11 protein-coding genes and 1 tRNA gene are annotated in these 14,855 nt (G+C 37.4%); 8 read left to right on the top strand and 4 right to left on the bottom strand.

Features of this window, described 5'->3' with window-relative positions:
* Nucleotides 1–85 precede the first annotated feature (85 nt).
* Nucleotides 86–1,405, bottom strand: coding sequence for a Na+/H+ antiporter NhaA (gene nhaA, locus LGQ90_RS09690; protein ID WP_229340576.1), 1,320 nt, complete (start codon nt 1,403–1,405; stop codon nt 86–88).
* Nucleotides 1,406–2,350: 945 nt separating this feature from the next.
* Nucleotides 2,351–2,423, bottom strand: a tRNA-Phe gene (locus LGQ90_RS09685).
* A gap of 104 nt (nt 2,424–2,527) precedes the next feature.
* On the opposite strand from LGQ90_RS09685, the gene LGQ90_RS09680 reads away from it, so the two are divergent.
* The 7 genes from LGQ90_RS09680 to LGQ90_RS09650 all read left to right on the top strand — a co-directional run bounded on the left by LGQ90_RS09680 (nt 2,528) and on the right by LGQ90_RS09650 (nt 10,155).
* Nucleotides 2,528–3,259: a type III pantothenate kinase gene (locus LGQ90_RS09680; RefSeq protein WP_229340574.1), complete on the top strand. Its 732-nt coding sequence runs from the start codon at nt 2,528–2,530 to the stop codon at nt 3,257–3,259.
* Nucleotides 3,256–4,500, top strand: coding sequence for a BamG family beta-barrel-assembly machinery protein (gene bamG, locus LGQ90_RS09675; RefSeq protein ID WP_229340572.1), 1,245 nt, complete (start codon nt 3,256–3,258; stop codon nt 4,498–4,500). Before LGQ90_RS09680 ends, bamG begins: the two co-directional genes overlap by 4 nt.
* A gap of 19 nt (nt 4,501–4,519) precedes the next feature.
* Entirely contained in the window at nt 4,520–5,893 is a 1,374-nt protein-coding gene (locus LGQ90_RS09670) for a tetratricopeptide repeat protein (RefSeq protein WP_229340570.1), read from the top strand.
* Between the two features lies 1 nt (nt 5,894).
* Entirely contained in the window at nt 5,895–6,464 is a 570-nt protein-coding gene (lptC, locus tag LGQ90_RS09665; RefSeq protein ID WP_229340568.1) for an LPS export ABC transporter periplasmic protein LptC, read from the top strand.
* Complete coding sequence (locus tag LGQ90_RS09660; protein ID WP_229340565.1) at nt 6,457–6,648, top strand: hypothetical protein; 192 nt, start codon at nt 6,457–6,459, stop codon at nt 6,646–6,648. The genes lptC and LGQ90_RS09660 overlap by 8 nt, the downstream gene beginning before the upstream one ends.
* Before the next feature lie 5 nt (nt 6,649–6,653).
* Nucleotides 6,654–7,940, top strand: coding sequence for a hemolysin family protein (locus LGQ90_RS09655; protein ID WP_229340563.1), 1,287 nt, complete (start codon nt 6,654–6,656; stop codon nt 7,938–7,940).
* Nucleotides 7,941–8,034: 94 nt separating this feature from the next.
* Entirely contained in the window at nt 8,035–10,155 is a 2,121-nt protein-coding gene (locus LGQ90_RS09650) for a peptidylprolyl isomerase (RefSeq protein ID WP_229340561.1), read from the top strand.
* 50 nt (nt 10,156–10,205) lie between these two features.
* On the opposite strand, the gene LGQ90_RS09645 is transcribed toward LGQ90_RS09650, so the two are convergent.
* Complete coding sequence (locus LGQ90_RS09645; protein WP_229340559.1) at nt 10,206–11,138, bottom strand: GYDIA family GHMP kinase; 933 nt, start codon at nt 11,136–11,138, stop codon at nt 10,206–10,208.
* A complete protein-coding gene (locus tag LGQ90_RS09640; protein ID WP_229340557.1) occupies nt 11,138–12,454 on the bottom strand; it encodes a hydroxymethylglutaryl-CoA reductase, degradative in 1,317 nt (438 codons plus the stop codon). The genes LGQ90_RS09645 and LGQ90_RS09640 overlap by 1 nt, the downstream gene beginning before the upstream one ends.
* Before the next feature lie 184 nt (nt 12,455–12,638).
* On the opposite strand from LGQ90_RS09640, the gene LGQ90_RS09635 reads away from it, so the two are divergent.
* Entirely contained in the window at nt 12,639–14,855 is a 2,217-nt protein-coding gene (locus LGQ90_RS09635) for a S9 family peptidase (protein WP_229340555.1), read from the top strand.

Genomic DNA, 14,855 nt, shown 5'->3' with positions numbered 1-14,855 from the left:
TATCTTATCCGTCTGGAGTTTCACCTCCAGAGATACCAGTTTTGTGAATAATAAAGGCTATAGAGAAAGCTAAGGTTTCTGGGATTTATGGGTTTATGCGCTTGAGGTAAAAATAACCAAGAATACCTGCAAGAAGAGAGGCTGAGAAAATACCAATCTTGGCCTGGTTCATATAGGTTGCAGTATCAAACGCCAGATCTGTTATAAAAAGGGACATGGTAAATCCAATTGCACCTAGTAAACCTACACCGTAAATATGATCCCATTTCACACCTTTGGGAAGTTTAGATATTTTAAGGCTTACCATGAGTCTGGTGAATAAAACAATTCCGAAGAATTTGCCAAAGATCAATCCTAAAAAAATTCCCAGACTCACGGGTTTCAGAAAAAGCGAAAAGGATTCACTAGTAAAGCTTACGCCCGCATTGGCAAAGGCGAACAAAGGTAAAACGACAAAACTTACAAAAGGATATAAAGCATGTTCAAGCCTCTGCAGGGGAGGGGTCGCATCCTCGGTAAGCAGTGAGAATTTCTCAATGGTATTGGAAATCTCTTCCTCCTTTTTTTCGGGTCTTTGAAACGTTTTTTTAAGCTGATTCTTAATATGAAAAGATAGCAATTTAGCCTTCCTAAGAAAGATGGGAGTATCTATTCTCTTGCTGGTGGGAATTGCAAATGCCGCCAGAACCGCAGCAATGGTAGCATGAATACCGGAAAGCAGAATGGCTAGCCAGAGTCCGCCAATTCCCATGACGGCATAAAATAGCGTATTTCTTATGCCTATAAAGTTGGCAGCAATTAGAACAAGAAGAAAGAATATACCTATGCCCAGACTTTGGATTGAGATCTGTTCGGTATAAAAGAAAGCAATCACGAGTACCGCCCCCATGTCATCAGCAATTGCAATGGCGGTTAAGAATATTTTGAGTGAAACCGGAACTTTATCGTTTAGAATATAGAGGATTCCCAGTGCAAAGGCGATATCGGTTGCCATTGGGATACCCCAACCTGAAATGGAATCGGTACCGGAGTTTAAAATAAAATAGATCAATGCCGGAAATAACATTCCGCCTACAGCCGCAGCCACAGGTAAAATAGCTCCTCTTAAACTTGATAGTTCCCCCTTTAAAATTTCTTTTTTTAGTTCCAGGCCTATCAGAAAAAAGAACATGGACATAAGGCCGTCATTTATCCAGTGTAACAGACTTTTGCTTATTAAAAATTCATTAAGTCCCACATAGATTTCCTGTTTCCAGAATTCATGATAGTAACCAGCCAGAGGAGAATTGGCAATACCAAGCGCAAGGATCGTGGAGATGATAAGGCTTATCCCCACCGAGGTTTGCTTTTCAATAAAATTCTTGATGGGCAACAGCAGATACACATCTAGGTTGGATTTTTTCATGTCTCTGGTGTTTTGGATGCTTGAGCAAAAATCTAAGCAGTCTTTAAAATTCGGCTTTAAAGCCCGTGTGTAAAATGATGAATATCATATTTATACATCTATTTTAGGTTGAATTGAAAATACTAGAGAAGGATTTTTAGAAAGGCATTTGGTCAATTTGAATGAAAAATTCCTGTTAAAAATCGGGCAACGAGTCTTATAACTAATTTATTGTGTATTCAACGATTAATTTTTGAAAAACATCTTTAAGTCATTAAATTTAAGAGAGTTGAATATTAATCTTAAAAGAAAGGCTTATGGAAATTTTTACAGATTTTGTTCATAATTATAACAGTTCCCTAAAAGGTTTAAATATCTGGGCAAAGATTTTAATTACCCTAACGTTATTTGCGATTTTTGCTGCGGTAATTGGCGCGATCGTTAATGTAATTGCTCTTAATTTATAATTTTTGAATTACAGACTTAGCGTCTTCGTTACAAGACCATTAATTGATCTATTTTACAGGTCGATAGATGGTTTTTTGTTTTAAAATTGACCGTACCTATTCCTCATTATTAGCCTATATATCTCCATATCCTAAATTCTTACTAAGCAAAGTGCTTTTTATTTCATTTAAATTTATTACGACTGGCAGAGCTCAGATTTATCCTGGTTGATTTTCTTATTTTCTGTCAAATTTTATGAAATTACAGTCGCTGTAATAAGCTGTTTTTTTTATTTATCCTATATACTAAAACCAAGCAAAAAATGGAGGACCTTTTTGTGTATTATTTTTTTCGCTAATGCTGACTTTAAGCTATGCGCAAGGCAATAAATATGAGGAACGAATAGGTCAGAACTGGGCTAATTTGAAAATTTATCGAGCATATAATGGGAAGAAGATATATGACTATTTACAAAAATTAAAAAAGCCCGAAAACACATTGTGTATCGGGCTTTTAAGGTGGTGCCTCCAGGAATCGAACCAGGGACACAAGGATTTTCAGTCCTTTGCTCTACCAACTGAGCTAAGGCACCAGTTGCTTGTTTAAGCGGTGGCAAATATAATTTCATTTTTAGGAACTCACAAAGGAAATATTAAAAAAATGCTTTTGTATTTTTGTCTTTCAAAGAAAACTTGAATGAATTTAGTTATCGATGCCGGGAATTCCTTTGTAAAGACCGCTGTTTTTCAAAACAATAGGCTTCTGGAAAAGCAGATTTTTAGAAAGGAAGATTTTTTAAAAAATTTCTCGAATCTGCAAAAAAAATTTCCTGAGATAAAAAAATCCATACTTTCCAGTGTTTCTTCCATCGATGCTGAACTAGAAAATATAGTTCATGAGTCTTATTCCCTTCTTCGATTAGATGACAAAATCAGACTTCCATTCAAAAATCAATATGCTACCCCGGAGACATTGGGGAAGGATAGGATAGCCTTGGTTGCGGCCGCCGTTAACACTTATCCGGGGAAGAATGTGTTGATTATTGATGCGGGAACCTGTATCACGTATGATCTTAAAACTAAGGAAGAGGTTTATCTGGGCGGGGCGATTTCACCAGGAATGGAAATGAGATTTCAAAGTCTGCACAAGTTTACTGCAAATTTACCGTTAGTTAAACCGAAGCCGGAAGCCAAACTGATAGGTGATTCTACGGAATCCAGTATTTTATCCGGGATTATTAACGGAATTAAAATGGAATTAAAAGGTACCATAGAAACCTACAACACTAAATTTGAAGATTTAACAATTATTTTTACAGGAGGAGATAGTCAAATTTTGTCTATACCATTAAAAAATAGCATATTTGCCAACTCAAATTTTTTGTTAGAAGGACTTAATTTCATTCTAGAATTTAACAAGACTCAATGATAAAACGATTTATAGTAATCGTAGCTTTATTTTTAGCTTTTACTGCACAAGCGCAGGAAAACGTATCCTCACCTTATTCTTATTACGGTATTGGTTTAACAAACTTCAAGGGAACTGTAGAGAATAGGTCTATGGGTGGTTTAAGTATATTCAATGATAGCATTCATATGAATATTCAAAATCCTGCCAGTTACGGGACTCTTAAGCTTACAAATTTTACGGTTGGTGCAAGTCATGATAGAATAAAACTTGAATCAGATCAGGCAAGTGATAACGCTAAGATCACATCTCTTGACTACCTGGCGCTGGCATTTCCTGTTAGTGATAGAGTGGGAATTGGATTTGGAGTGCTGCCTTATACCTCGGTAGGGTATCGTATTCTTGATATGGACGATGGTTCTGCCAGTCTTTTGAACGGTAGAGGTGGAATGAATAAGGTTTTTATTTCTGCTGGTGTTTCTATAACTGATGAACTGAGTTTAGGTGTGGATGCCAATTATAACTTCGGAAATTTTCAAAATTCTCAAAGCATCAACCGTGAGGAACTTCAATACGGAACAACAGATGTAAATAGGTCTGATATTAAAGGTTTTAGCTTTAATTTTGGAGCTAACTATCAAACGGAGATCAGTGAAAAACTTAATTTACATGTTTCAGGAACCTATGCACCGGGAATGGATCTTGATTCTGAGAACTCAAGAGCTATTTCCACAGTAGATTTTTCCTTAGGAACAGGTAGAGTAATAGATTTTAGAGAACTGGATCTGACAGATACACAATTCAAATTTCCTTCTAAACTAACTATTGGAGCGGGTCTTGGAGAAGAGAATAAGTGGTTTGCCGGAGCTGAATATTCTAATGTTGGCTCTTCTTCTTATGAGAATAGCTTTAGATTTAGAGGGGATGGAGGTACATATGAAGATGCTTCTGAATTCTCGGTAGGAGGATTTTATATACCTAATTATAATTCTTTTACAAGTTACCTGGAGAGAGTGGTTTACAGGGCTGGATTTAGATATGATGAAACTGGATTGATAGTCAATGATGAATCTATTAATGAGTTTGGCATATCTTTTGGACTAGGATTACCAGTCGGAACATTTTTCTCTAATGCAAACCTCGGAATCGAGCTTGGACAAAGAGGTACCAAGGATTCTGGTTTAATTCAGGAGAACTTTCTAAGATTGTCTATAGGACTCTCTTTAAATGACAAATGGTTCACGAAAAGAAAATTTGATTAACCATACAATAAACAAAAAGATGAAAAACAAATTTCTAGCACTAATAACGCTTACCATGTTAGGTTCAGGAGCTGTGAGTGCACAGTCAGGGGATTGTGCTACTATGGCGGCTTTAGCATATGATGATGCCAAAGCAAAAAACTATGATGCAGCATATCCTGCTTTAATGAAAGTTAAAGAAGATTGTCCTAAATATAGCCTTGCAACCTACCAGTATCTTGAAAGAGCAATTGAATCAAAAATTGATAAAGCTGAAGAAGGCGATAAAGCTGAATTAATAGAAGAACTAATTGGTGTTTGGGAAACCAGACTGGAGCTTTATCCTGGGAAAACTGAAAAAGGTAAAGTTTATACAGATATCGCCCAGCTTAAATATGACAATAAACTAGGATCTAAGGAAGAACTCTTCAAAGCTTTTGATAAAGTTTGGGTAGAAGATAAAGAAAACTTCACGAGTCCTAAAGGTCTATATGCCTATTTTGATTTAGTGGTGGAAATGCAGGATGGAGGAGAGAGAACTCTTCAGGATGTTTTCGATATGTATGATAAAGTATTCGCTAAGATCGAAACAGAAGAAAATGCGGCTGCTGAAAATCTGGCTCCTTTATTAAAGAAGCAGGAAGAGGGAGAGGATCTTACTTCCAAGGAAGAAAAGCAGATTAAGTATGCAGAGATCAATCTTAAGAACTATAGTAACGTAAAAGCTGCGCTTAATGCCAAGCTTGGAGCACGTGCAGATTGTGATAACCTGGTTCCATTATATAAGAAAGATTTCGAAGCTAAGAAAACTGAAGTTAGTTGGTTGAAAAATGTAAACGCGAGGCTTTCTGCTAAAGATTGTACTGAAGACCCATTGTTTATCCAGGTGTCTGAAGCGCTTCATAAATTAGAGCCATCTGCTAAATCTGCATATTCATTAGGTCAGTTAGCTGAATCTGAAGGTAACTCTTCAAAAGCATTACAGTATTATAACCAGGCTGCTGAACTTGAAACTAACAAGTCTGATAAATCAAAGATCTACTATAGAATTGCAAATAACTATAAAGATAAAGGTCAGTATGGTCAGGCAAGAAGTTTCTATAGAAAGGCCTTAGAAGCCAAGCCATCTCTAGGTAGTGCTTACCTACAGATCGCTAACATGTATGCTAAGAGTGCGAATAACTGTGGTGATGATACATTTACGAAAAGAGCTGTGTACTGGTTAGCTGCAGATTATGCTTCCAGAGCTGCAAGAGTAGATCCATCTATTTCAAGCAACGCCAGTCAGGCTGCTGCTGCTTATAGAGGTAGAGCTCCACAGAAATCGGATGTATTCCAGTCTAGTAGAAATGCTGGAGATGCAATTCCAATTGGATGCTGGATCGGCGAGAGTGTTCGTATCCCGAACCTATAAGATGAAACTAACATATAGTAATATAATTTCAGGCATTGTCACGCTCTTAGGCGTGACAATGCTTTTTTCATGTGAAGGTAATCTTCAGGAAGTAAGAGCCTTTAGTTTAGAGGAAGATGCCCCTCAGGCAATTGCCGAAGGTATTAACTTGAAATTCACAGATTCCGGCAGACTGGTGGCCACATTAAAAAGTCCTAAAATGCTGGATTATACCAATAAATCATTTGCGTACCGGGAATTTCCTGACGGAGTAGAAGTAGAGTTTTTCGATGAGCAGGATAGAAAAAATACAGTGACCGCAGATTACGGTATTGTATATGAACAAACCAAGCTTATAGATTTACAGGGGAATGTTGTGGTTATTACCGCTGATAGTACCGTGCTTGAAGCAAGTCAGTTATTCTGGGATCAGGAAAGAAACTGGATTTTTACAGATAAACCAAATACCATTAGATTTCCAGATGGATCTTATACTGAAGATCTTGGTTTTGATTCTAATCAGGATTTCACTAATTTTCGTTCAAGAACCAATACGGGGATACAAATTATAGAAGAAGAAAAAGATGAATAAGTTTTTTAGGTATTTTGAATACGCATATCTCATGTTTGCCGCGTTCTTTCTTTTTGAAGCCGTTAGAATATGGAGCACAGAGAGAAATAGAGCTTACCTGTTTATATTCTTTGTTTGTGTCGCCATTTTTATGTTCTTCTTTAAAAGACGTTTTAGGCGCAAATATGAAGATCGTAACAAATAACCTGAATGGAGGTTGATATACTTATTATAGTTTGCTCTTTAGTACTTTCTGCTTTTTTTTCAGGCATGGAGATCGCTTACGTTTCGTCTAACAAGATCTATATTGAAATAGAAAAAAGGCAGAATGATTTTCTGGCCAAGGTTCTAAAAAAGCTCACCAAAAAACCATCAAAGTTCATTGCGACTATGCTGGTGGGTAACAATATTGCCCTGGTAGTCTATGGTTTTTTCATGGGAGACCTGCTCATGGCCTGGTTAACCGGAATAGAGACTGAAAGTGGTTTTGTACAATATCTTATAGACGATCTTAGTCTTATTACTCAAACCATCATTTCTACTCTAATTATACTTTTTACAGCTGAATTTCTTCCGAAGGTTTTTTTCCAGATCTATGCAAATACAATGCTGAAATTTTTTGCAGTTCCGGCATACATCTTCTACCTGCTTTTCAGTTTTGTGTCTTCCTTTGTGATCTGGATCTCAGATATTATTTTAAAACGTTTCTTCAAGACCGATGGCGATGAAGTTCAACTGGCATTTAGTAAGGTTGAACTGGGGAATTTCATAAGTGAGCAAATGGAAACTGTAGAAGAGCATGAAAATGTGGATAGTGAGATACAGATTTTTCAGAATGCCTTGCAGTTTTCAGAGATCAAGGCCAGGGAGGTAATGATCCCGCGTACAGAAATCATCGCGGTAGATAAGGATCAGGCGCCAGATGATTTGGTTGAAACATTTACTGAGACAGGACTCTCAAAGATCCTCATTTATAATGAAACGATAGATGATATCATAGGATATGTACATTCCTTTGAACTTTTCAAAAGGCCAAAATCCATAAAATCAATTTTACTTCCGGTGGTATTCGTTCCAGAGACCATGTGGGTAAAAGACGTGTTGAACATCCTTATTAAAAAGAGGAAAAGTATCGCGGTGGTGATTGATGAATATGGAGGTACCAGTGGAATGATGACCGTTGAAGATATCGTGGAGGAGTTATTTGGTGAAATTGAAGATGAACATGATTCCGCGGTTCTTATTGAAGAGAAGATTGCGGAAGATCATTTTAAATTTTCAGCCAGACTCGAAGTAGATTATCTTAATGAAACCTATAAAACTGAAATTCCCGTGGGAGAAAACTATGAGACCTTAAGTGGTTTTATCGTGAATCATACCGAGGAAATTCCACAGCAGGGAGAGGTTATTAATATTGAGGATTTCGAAATAAAAATCCTGGAAACTTCCAATACCAAAATCGAATTGGTAGAGCTAAAAATCAATACTGAAGATTAAAGCTTTAAAGTTAAGAATTTGCTAATTTTAAATTTTATTATTAGCCTAAAAACCTTATTTTCGCCCCCTATATTTTGATAAATTATACATTCAAATGGCAGTATTAAATAAAATCAGACAAAGGTCTGTTTTCTTGATTATCATCATTGCACTGGCTTTATTCTCTTTTGTATTGGCAGATGTGATTAGAAATGGAGGCATGGCTTCTCAAAGCTCGCAAAACGTAATCGCTACCGTGAATGGTAACGAAATTAGTAGAGAAGAGTTTGCACGTGAAGTAGAAGCTTTCGAGAGAAACATGGGTAACAACATGAGCACAACTCAGGCGGTAAATCGTATCTGGGAGCAAAAGTTAAGACAGGTGATTCTCGAAGAAGAAGTTGAAAAACTTGGAATTAGAGCTGGAGAAGCGCAGGTAACACAGCTTGTGCGTTCTCAAATGGCTAATAATCCAAACTTCATGAATGAAGCTGGAATGTTTGATGAGAACAGGTTAAGAGAATATGTTGCAAATTTAAAGGAGACTTCTCCGCAAGCTTACGAGCAATGGCAGCAATTTACTTCCAATCTTGCTCAAACTGCCAAAATGAACAGCTACTATAATATGGTAGGTGCGGGAGTAGGCGCCACACTTTTAGAAGGAGAACAGGCATATAGACTTCAAAATGATAATATCAACATGAAGTTTGTTCAGATCCCTTATTCTTCAATTCCCGATTCTGAGGTGGAAGTAACAAAGTCTGATATTAAAACTTATATTGAAGAACACTCTTCTCGTTTTGAGACTGAAGCTTCAAGAAATATCCAGTATGTGATATTTGAAGAAAGCGCTTCTGGTGATGATAAGACCGAAGCCCAGGCTTCTTTAAATTCATTAAGAGATCAGCGTGTGGAATATAATGCTGCCGTTGGAGCTAACGATACGCTGCCTGGATTTGATAATACTGAGGATTATGCTGATTTTGTTGGTAATAACTCAGATTTGCCTTTTGATAACAGGTTTAAATTCAGAAATGATTTCTCTGGAGAGAATGCGGAAGCCATCTTCAATTTAAATGAAGGTGAAACTTATGGTCCTTATGAAGAAAACGGATACTGGAAGTTAAGTAAGGTGGTTGAAACTAAAAATATTCCAGATTCAGTAAAAGCAAGTCATATTCTTGTAACCTATCAGGGATCTCAACTTGGAGCAGGTGTGAGCCGTTCTAAAGAAGAAGCTCAGGCTTTAGCAGATAGTATTGCTGGAGTGGTAAGAAATGATAATGCGAAATTTGCTGAACTGGCTTCTGAATTTTCTGCTGATGGTTCAAATAAAGAACAGGGTGGAGATCTTGGATATTTTTCTCCGGGAACTATGATCCCTGCATTTAACAATTACGTTTTTGATAATTCAACAGGAGATGTTGGAGTTGTGGAGACTCCGCTTGGATATCATGTGATCTCTATAGATGATCAAACTGAAGCTGCCAGAGCAGTAAAAGTTGCAACAATTGCCAGAGAGATCCAGGCTTCTGAGAAAACAATGAATAACCTTTTTAATGAAGTAACGAAATTTGAAATTTCAGCTGCTGAAGGTGATTTTGAAGAGGTTGCTAAAGAAGGCAATTACGAGGTGCGTACAGTAAAGGATGTGAAGGCTTTAGAGGAAAATATTCCTGGTGCCGGAGCACAGCGTAGAGTGATCCAGTGGGCTTTTGAAGATGAAGCGAGTGTTGGGGATGTAAGAAGATTTGATACCAATAACGGCTATATCGTAGCTCAATTAACTTCAAAGAAAGATAAAGGATTAATGAGCGTGGAAGAAGCTTCATCAGAAGTTACTCCAATTCTTAGAAAAAAGAAAAAAGCTGAATTGATCAAAGAAAGAATTAAAGGAAATTCTCTGCAGGAAATTGCAGGTAACCAGGGAGTGAGCGTTCAAACTGCAGATGCGGTGAACCTTAGTAATCCTACTTTGGCCGGTGCGGGTGAAGAGCCTGAAGTAGTGGGAGCTGTTTTCTCTCTAGAACCAGGTAAAGTAAGCTCTCCAATCGCTGGTGAAAAAGGTGTGTATGTGGCAGAATTAGTGAGTAAATTCGAAGCTCCGGCCATGGACTCCTATAAAGGTTTTGCTCAACAGGAAAGTGCTGCTCGTAGAGCCCAGGCAACTATGAGGGTATTTGATGCTCTTAAGGAGAAAGCTGAAATTGAAGATAACAGAGCTAGATTCTACTAGATTTCTGAAAGTATATATAAAAAAAGCCTCAACATCTGTTGAGGCTTTTTTTATTTGATCAAATCCTGATAATCAAAGATCGTTGTATATCCTATTTTCCTGAAATATTCTTTTTCTTCTTCTCTGCCTGTAGCAAGAATAAAGTCTCCTCCCCAACCTCCTAGACTTTTGATCGTCCCGGGATAGTCTCTAAATAGTTGGGTTTGTATCCTTGGTAGATTAATAGCTTTTGAGATAAGACTTTCATGTGCCTGCACTAATAATTTAAATTCCTCAAGGTTTCCGCAACTAATGATCTGCTCTGTAATTCCTGAAATCCTTTCGGTAAGACTCTGCAGATCTTTTTTTGGCTGATTTTTATAATGAGCAATGGCTTCTCTACTATTTTGTTTTCTGTTTAGGTAAACAAAGAATAACTCGTCTTTAAAAGAGGGATCAAAATCAGCAGTAAAACTAGCGGGACCATTTTTTGTTAATTGATAAGTGATAGGAAAATTACTCCCTGCAGCGGCGATATCATATCCGCTCCCTCCAAAACTATCTTCTAATAGATAATATGCATCTATCTCTAGCCATTGGGCAAGATTGTAAATTAGAGTAGAAGAAGTGCCAAGACCCCACTTCCTGTTGAACTCAAGTCTGGTATTTATTGTATATCCCTGGTCTGAAAAAGCTTGGGGATTTTTTTTATAAGCAGCCGCGAGGATCTGTTGCAGGCGTTTGGAGGTTTCCTTTATTTCGGGCTGATTTTGATCTTGCTTAGGTAATAGGGGAGAGAAAGTTCCATTTTCTATTGCAAATTCTGATTGAAACCATGCTTCCCCGTTTTCTTCATAACTAGTCCAGGAAATTTTATTCCCTTCAGTTTTAGAAACTTCCAGACTCTGACCCATTTTTGTAGGTAAGGCTAGAGATTTTGCTCCGTTTAGGACAGCATATTCTCCAGTTAATAAGATTTTTCCGTTGCTTTTAAATTCCTGCATTAAGATCTCATTTTTTCCAATTGCTCAATAACACTGCTATGGGTAATGGTATGATGTGTAAAATACTCCACCATCTCTTTCTTTTCAATTTCGGAAGCCTTGTGTTGATTTAGAATATTCATAAGGTGCATTTTCATATGACCCTGCTGAATTCCTGTAGTGGTGAGGGATCTAAGTGCAGCAAAATTTTGCGCCAGTCCGGCAACTGCGGTGATCTCCATTAATTCACTTGCAGATGGTTTTTGAAGAATATCCAGCGCCAGCTTTACCAGTGGATGCAAACTTGTTAATCCGCCCACCGTTCCAAGCGCTAGAGGAATTTCCATCCAGAATTTAAAGATCCCGTCTTCAACTGAAGCGTGCGTAAGGCTTGAGTAACTACCATTTCTTGATGCGTAGGCATGGATCCCGGCTTCTACAGCTCTAAAATCGTTCCCTGTGGCCAGCACGACAGCATCAATCCCGTTCATAGCTCCTTTATTATGCGTGACAGCTCGATAAGGTTCAATTTCGGCTATTCTAACGGCCTGGATGAATTTCTCGGTAAACTGTTCGCCTGTCATGTTTTTATCTTCTGAAAGCTCGGCTACGGGGCAGGAAACTTCAGCTCTAACAATGCACTCAGGCACATAATTAGAAAGTATGCTCATAATTATTTGAAGCTCCTTTTCTTTCGCACTGAATTCTTCAAATTTTGAAGCTTCTTCCTGAAGTACTTCGGCAAATTTTTCGAGGCAGGAATTGATGAAATTTGCTCCCATAGAATCCCGTGTGTCAAACTTTGCAAAAAGCTGGTAGTAATTTTCAAGATCCTGAGTTTTGTTGATAAGATCTATACTCAGAATTCCGCCCCCTCTTTTCTCCATATTTCGGGTAATGGGCTTTACAGCTTCGCGAAGTTTGGGTTCGATAATTTTAAATAATCTTTGAAGTTTGGAAAAATCTCCTGAAAACAGAAAATGTACCTGTCCTATTTTTTTTTGATTGATCACGCTGGCTTTAAACCCGCCCCGCTCACTCCAGAATTTTGCAGCTTTACTGGCCGCGGCTACCACCGAACTTTCCTCGATAGCCATGGGGATCACATAGTATTTTCCGTTTATAAGAAAATTAGGCGCAAGACCCAGGGGTAAGTAAAAGTTAGAAACTGTATTCTCAATAAATTCATCATGCAGCTTTTGCAGCTTATCATCTTCATTCCAGTATTGTTTCAAAATAGAAACTGCATTTTCATTATTTTTCAAATAATTTTCTGCCAGCCAATCTATTTTTTCAGATTTACTAAGTTTTGAAAATCCGTTTATAGGCTTTGTCATTTTTTAGGTATTTCAGGAGTTCAAAGATACAAAGCATATTTTTTAAAGGACAATAAATAAGATTCGATCAAGAAACGGAAAGGCTGTTTTTCTTAACAGATTGTTAGTATTTAACAATTTTGCATAGTCACTTTTTGGTTAAATTTTAGTAAACTTGGCCTGCATTAAATATTTCAAAAATTTTATGAAGTTCCCTAAAATACTTGTTGCCTTTATTCTGGCAACATCTTCCGTGCTTACGGCACAAAAAAAAGAAGTAAGTCTTGAGGAAATTTGGAGCGGAGAGTTCCGCCAGGAAAGACTACAATCCCTGCAATCCCTTAATAATGGTGAAGAATATGTGGTGATGAACCGCGACCGCGAGTCCGGGAACACCAGTATTGATATTTACAGTTATAAAACAGGTAAAAAGACCCGAACGCTTTTAAACAGTGCAGACCTTTCTGAAATAAAATCTTTTCAGAGTTTCAAGTTCAGTGAAGATGAAAATAAAATATTGCTTTCTACCGAGGTGGAACCTATTTACAGAAGGTCGTCTAAAAATATCGTATATGTCTACGATGTAAAGTCTAAAGATTTAATGAAAGTGAGTGAGGAAAAGATACAGGAAGCATCTTTTTCTCCCGATAATTCCAAACTCGCTTATGTTTTTGATAATAACATCTACATTCTGGATTTAAAATCTAAGGAAAAAACGCAAGTAACTCAGGATGGAAAGATCAATAGCATCATCAACGGAATTACTGATTGGGTGTATGAGGAAGAATTTTCATTTGTAAAAGCATTTGCCTGGAATCCTACGGGAGAGAAGATCGCATTTTTAAGATTTGATGAATCTGAGGTTCCTGAATTTTCTATGGATCTCTTCGGAAAAGATTTGTATCCAACGCAGCAGGTTTTCAAATATCCTAAAGCCGGAGAATCAAATTCTGAAGTTAGTCTGCATATGTATGATGTAAAGTCTCAAACTTCCAAAGAGGTAGATCTAGGGGATAAATATGATGTAGCTTCAGAATCTTCCGAGGTGAATACAGAGACGATCACTGATTTTTATATTCCAAGAATTAAGTGGAGCGCAGATCCTATGCTTTTGAGTGTTCAGGTATTGAACCGTCATCAGAATAATTTAGACCTCATTTTTGTAAATGCTGAAGACAATACTTCTGAGCTCGTATTAAATGAAACTGATAAAGCTTATGTAGATATTACCGATAATCTAACTTTTCTTGAGGATAATAGCTTTATCTGGACGAGTGAGAAAGATGGCTGGAACCATATTTATCACTATGATGAAAATGGAAAACTGATAGATCAGGTAACCGATGGTGAATGGGAAGTGACCAATTATTATGGTTATGATAAAAAAGCGGAACGAATCTATTTTCAAAGTACCGAAAATGGAAGCGTAAATCGCGACATTTTTTCCATCAAACCGAATGGGAAAAATAAAATGAGATTGACAGAAAGAGATGGAACCAACTCTGCCGATTTTAGTGCAGATTATACTTATTTCATCAATACGTTCACTAATACCAATACACCTCCTGTTTATACATTGCACACTTCAAAAAACGGTAAGCAGGTGAGAGAAATTCTGAATAATAATGAATTGCTTTCCAAAGTAGAAGGCTATGATTTTTCAGAAAAAGAAATTTCTACGATCAATATTAACGGGAACGATCTGAACATGTGGATGATCAAACCATTAAATTTTGACGAGAATAAGAAATATCCCTTATTAATGTTTCAATATTCCGGGCCTGGATCACAGTCGGTTTCCAATACCTACTTCGGAAGCAATGATTACTGGTACCAGCTTTTAGCTAATAAAGGTTATATCATAGTTTGTATAGACGGTAGGGGAACAGGTTTTAAAGGAGCCGATTTCAAGAAGGTGACTTACCAGGAGCTGGGAAAATATGAGGTAGAAGATCAGATCTCTGCAGCACAAAAACTTGGAGAGAGAAATTATATAGATGCCGACAGAATAGGAATCTGGGGATGGAGTTACGGAGGTTTTATGTCTTCTAATGCGATCCTTAAAGGAAATGATGTGTTCTCTATGGCCATCGCTGTAGCCCCGGTAACCAGCTGGAGATTCTACGATACTGTTTATACGGAAAGATATATGAGAACTCCGCAGGAGAATCCTTCTGGCTATGATGGAAATTCACCCCTAAACCATGTGGAAAAACTAAAAGGTGATTATCTGCTAATTCACGGTGGTGGAGACGATAATGTTCATTTACAGAACAGCATGCGCATGGTGGAAGAACTCGTGCAGGCAAATAAGCAATTTGACTGGGCGATCTATCCGGACAGGAATCATGGAATTTATGGTGGAAATACGAGATTGCACCTTTACCAGATGATGACCGATTTTATACTTGAAAAACTTTAA

The organism is Christiangramia sediminis (assembly GCF_020552705.1).
Lineage (GTDB): Bacteria > Bacteroidota > Bacteroidia > Flavobacteriales > Flavobacteriaceae > Christiangramia > Christiangramia sediminis.
This window is presented reverse-complemented; position numbering and strand designations above follow the sequence as displayed.

Bases quoted from the DNA above. Each gene is read 5' to 3' on its own strand.
- nhaA (WP_229340576.1), bottom strand. From the start codon at position 1,405: ATGAAAAAATCCAACCTAGATGTGTATCTGCTGTTGCCCATCAAGAAT.
- LGQ90_RS09680 (WP_229340574.1), top strand. From the start codon at position 2,528: ATGAATTTAGTTATCGATGCCGGGAATTCCTTTGTAAAGACCGCTGTT.
- bamG (WP_229340572.1), top strand. From the start codon at position 3,256: ATGATAAAACGATTTATAGTAATCGTAGCTTTATTTTTAGCTTTTACT.
- LGQ90_RS09670 (WP_229340570.1), top strand. From the start codon at position 4,520: ATGAAAAACAAATTTCTAGCACTAATAACGCTTACCATGTTAGGTTCA.
- lptC (WP_229340568.1), top strand. From the start codon at position 5,895: ATGAAACTAACATATAGTAATATAATTTCAGGCATTGTCACGCTCTTA.
- LGQ90_RS09660 (WP_229340565.1), top strand. From the start codon at position 6,457: ATGAATAAGTTTTTTAGGTATTTTGAATACGCATATCTCATGTTTGCC.
- LGQ90_RS09655 (WP_229340563.1), top strand. From the start codon at position 6,654: ATGGAGGTTGATATACTTATTATAGTTTGCTCTTTAGTACTTTCTGCT.
- LGQ90_RS09650 (WP_229340561.1), top strand. From the start codon at position 8,035: ATGGCAGTATTAAATAAAATCAGACAAAGGTCTGTTTTCTTGATTATC.
- LGQ90_RS09645 (WP_229340559.1), bottom strand. From the start codon at position 11,138: ATGCAGGAATTTAAAAGCAACGGAAAAATCTTATTAACTGGAGAATAT.
- LGQ90_RS09640 (WP_229340557.1), bottom strand. From the start codon at position 12,454: ATGACAAAGCCTATAAACGGATTTTCAAAACTTAGTAAATCTGAAAAA.
- LGQ90_RS09635 (WP_229340555.1), top strand. From the start codon at position 12,639: ATGAAGTTCCCTAAAATACTTGTTGCCTTTATTCTGGCAACATCTTCC.